General features: G+C 69.7%; 4 protein-coding genes. 3 read left to right on the top strand and 1 reads right to left on the bottom strand.

Features of this window, described 5'->3' with window-relative positions; all coding sequences use genetic code 11:
• Positions 1–89: 89 nt before the first annotated feature.
• The gene (locus E1218_RS35185) at positions 90–698 is read right to left on the bottom strand and encodes a helix-turn-helix domain-containing protein (protein ID WP_165949565.1); all 609 of its coding nucleotides are present in this window, start codon (positions 696–698) and stop codon (positions 90–92) included.
• Positions 699–886: 188 nt separating this feature from the next.
• Between E1218_RS35185 and E1218_RS35180 the strand changes: the two genes are divergently transcribed.
• From E1218_RS35180 to E1218_RS35170, 3 genes are all read left to right on the top strand, one after another.
• Complete coding sequence (locus E1218_RS35180; protein ID WP_132327355.1) at positions 887–1,252, top strand: hypothetical protein; 366 nt, start codon at positions 887–889, stop codon at positions 1,250–1,252.
• A gap of 129 nt (positions 1,253–1,381) precedes the next feature.
• Positions 1,382–2,665: a class I SAM-dependent methyltransferase gene (locus E1218_RS35175; RefSeq protein ID WP_132327354.1), complete on the top strand. Its 1,284-nt coding sequence runs from the start codon at positions 1,382–1,384 to the stop codon at positions 2,663–2,665.
• A partial coding sequence (locus E1218_RS35170; protein ID WP_132327353.1) for an SdiA-regulated/phytase-like domain-containing protein occupies positions 2,665–3,667 on the top strand: 1,003 nt, incomplete at its 3' end. The genes E1218_RS35175 and E1218_RS35170, both read left to right, overlap by 1 nt.

Here is a 3,667-nt window from a genome sequence, read left to right as displayed (position 1 = left end):
CACTGGCCCCTGGAACCCCGGCCTCAACCACCAGCTCTCACGCAGCTCGTCCACCGCGCTCTTCCACGCCCACCGGCCTCACATGACAATCAGCGGGTTTCCCGGGGGTAGGCCTGGATCTGCACCGACACCTGCTCGGCACCCTCGGGCAGCGGAGCGGTGAGATCCGGCGTCTTCCACTTCTCCAGCACCGCCACGAGCTCACCGACCATCGCCGCCAGCTCCTCCGGCCGCAGGTGAAAGGCGTAGTCCGACAGCATGCTCGCGTCCCGCCACTCCGGCGACAGGGTCTGCATCGCATCGATGAACCCGAACATGTTCTCCGCGTACGTCTGCCCGAGCCCGTGCAGGAACCCCAACGTCAGCTCCGGCTCCTGATCGAGCAGCTCCGCCGCGTCGAAGTCAGTCCCCTGATGCGCCGACTTCCACCACCGGTCCCGCGCGTTGCCCCGGGTGTCGTCCTCCACCACCAGCCCGGCGTCCGCCAACTGCCGCAGGTGATAGCTCGTCGCCCCGGTGTTCACCCCCAGCCGACCAGCCAGCGTCGTAGCCGTCTGCGGCCCGTAGATCCGCAGCAGCCCGAGCATCCGGTTCCGCATCGGATGCGCCAGTGCCCGCACGAGGTGCCGATCCAGCCGCACAGTCCGTCCGCCGGCCACCGGATCGTCGACCGTCGCGTCAGGCCTCTCCTCGCTCATGCCCACGAGGATAGAACTGCAAAGACTGTTTGCAAAGCCGCTTTGCAAACAATTCTGCAATCGGTTGTCCACAGCTCGTGAATCGGTGGTCCGAGGCGGCCGGGCTCGCGGCATCTTCTCTGTCGAGAAGGGGACCGGCTGCGGCCGCCATGCCCACCGGCCCGTGCGACGAACGGAGACAACGACCCATGCTGCGAGTGATGCTCGAGGACGCCGACTACTGTGACGTCCCCGCCGACCTGATGACCTTCGAGGAGGAGGCGGTGGTGTTCTGGCGCGACGGCGAGGAGGTCGGCCGGCACCGCCAGGCACGGATCCGCTCGCTGGAGCTCCTCGACGTCCGCTCGATGACCCGCAAGATCAGGGCGGCCCGCAAGAACCACCCCAACGCCTTCCGCGTCTGGTCCGCCGAGGAGCAACAGACCCTGACCGACATGTTCCGCAACGGCGCCACCAAGGACGAGCTCGTCACGGCCCTGGGCCGCCAGCCAGGCGGTATCGCCACCCGCCTCCGCTCCCTGGGCCTCCTGAAGGAAGACGAGAAACTCGAATGATCCGGATCACTCCCGCCGGCCCTCGCGGTCGAGGCTTCCCGGAGGATCGGGCCGCGGCCGGCCGGGTGGTCGGCGCGGTCGGACGAGACCGTTTTGTGATCGGGATGAACGGTCGGGGACAATGGCGCGATGCAGTCAGACGTGGATCCGGAGCGGACGTCCGGCGACCCCGGCGTCGGGCCCGGCGCGGGGTCCGGCGTGAGTGCCGGGGCGGACTCCGGCGCACGCGACGTGGTCCGCGCAGCCTTGCTCGACCCGGCCGGCCTCGTTCGTGCGGTCAGCTCGGGCCGCCGGCGTGGCCTGGAGCCACCGCACTACCAGCGCGTCGAGCTACGGTACGTCGACCTCAAGGACACGCGTCACCTGCAGATCACCGAGTACGACGAGCGCCAGGCGCACACCCGGAACGTCGCCGGCGCGGACGTGGAGAAGGCGGTCGACGAGCTTCTCGACCTGCCGTACGGGACGTGGCACGTCGAGACGACCACCGAGACGCTGCGGCTCCGGTATACGAAGAAGGGCAAGGAGCTGCTGCACCGGCAGGCGGACAGCCGGGAGCAGGAGACCAGCCACGACCGCGCGAAGCAGCGGGTGCTCGACCCGGCGGCGCCGTTCCTGATCGAGCTCGGGATCAGCGATCACCACGGGCGGGTGAAGCCGTCGCGGCAGGCGAAGTACAAGCAGATCGAGGAGTTCTGCAAGCTGCTCGCCCCGGCACTGGACGAGGCGATCGCGGCGGGCCGGATCGGGTCGGGACGACCGCTCCAGGTGGTCGACCTCGGCTGCGGCAACGCCTACCTCACCCTGGCCGCGTACCACCTGCTGACCTCAGCCGGTCACGACGTACGCATGACCGGCATCGACCACAACCCGGCGGCTCGCAAGCGCAACACCAGGGTGGTGACCGCGCTCGGCTGGCAGGAGCACCTGCGCTTCGTCGACGCAACCATCCAGGCGGCCGAGCTCGACGTACATCCGGACGTCGTCCTCGCGCTGCACGCCTGCGACACGGCGACCGACGACGCGCTCGCCCGGGCGGTCGGCTGGGAGGCGCCGCTCGTACTCGCGGCTCCGTGCTGTCACCACGACATCCAGACGCAGCTCAAGAGCGTCACACCACCGGCGCCTTATGCGCTGATGACGCGATATGGCATCGTTCGTGAGCGGTTCGCCGACGTCCTGACGGATACGCTCCGGGCGGCGGTACTGCGACAGGTCGGATACCGGGTGGAGGTGGTGCAGTTCGTGGACAGTCAACACACTCCGCGTAACCTCCTCCTCCGTGCCGCCCGGACCGGTGCCGCCCCGACCTCAGAACTCCAGTCCGAGTACCGAACCCTGATCAGCGACTGGCACGTCACTCCGCGCCTGGCGCAGCTCCTCCTGCCGGACGGCCGCGAGGTGGTGTCGTGATGCGGCTCCGGACCGGCCTCGCCCTGGTAGCGGCCGGCTTCTTCGGCCTGGCCGGTACGGCGATTCCCGCCGCAGCGACCGCCTCCGCGCCGCAGTCGGCCACCGCGTCGCAGTCCGCGCGGGCGGGCGTGCAGTTGCCGGTGGCGGATCCGTCGCCGGGGGTGAAGAAGCTCTTCACGATCCGCGACGAGCGGATCGAGGAGTCGTCGGGGCTGGCGAAGAGCCAGAGGTTCGAGGGCATCTACTGGACGATGAACGACTCCGGTGACCGCGCCCGCGTGTTCGGCATCGACACCACCGGCAAGGTCCGGATGGTGCTCAGTTTCAAGGCCGAGGTCCGCGACGTGGAGGCCGTCGCGGTCGACCGCGACGGGACGATCTACATCGCCGACATCGGCGACAACAAGGCCAACCGGGACAGGGTCGAGATCTACACGATCCCGGAGCCGGACCGGCTCGGCGACGCCAACGTCAGCTACCACCGGTACGACTTCACCTACCCGGACGGCGCCCACGACGCCGAGACCCTGCTGGTCGAGCCCGGTACGAACCAGCTCTACATCGTCACCAAGTCCACCAAGGGCGGCGCCATCTACGCGGCCCCGCCGGCCCCGTCCCGCCAGGGCACGAACGAGCTGACCAAGCTCGCATCCGCCCCGGCCGGCGCGTTCACCGACGGCACGTTCCTCCCGGACGGTCAGCGAGTGGTGCTGCGGACGATGACCGGCGTCACCACCGTCACCTGGGGCGAGTCCCCGGCCCTGGTCGCGACCGCGACCGTGTCGGCCTCGCAAGGTGAGTCGGTCGCCGTCGGCCCGTCCGGCGACACCGTCCTCGTCGGCAGCGAGGGCGCGAACTCCGCCGTCTACCAGCTCCCGGTCCCCGCCAAGAAGGCCGCCGCGACCCCGCCGGCCGGCACCGCGACCCCGAAGCCGAACACGGCCACCGAGTCGGGCTCCGAGCCGGCGAAGAGCCACAGCCTCCGCTGGATCCTCATCGGCG

This window comes from Kribbella turkmenica (genome assembly GCF_004348725.1).
Classification (GTDB): domain Bacteria; phylum Actinomycetota; class Actinomycetes; order Propionibacteriales; family Kribbellaceae; genus Kribbella; species Kribbella turkmenica.
This window is presented reverse-complemented; position numbering and strand designations above follow the sequence as displayed.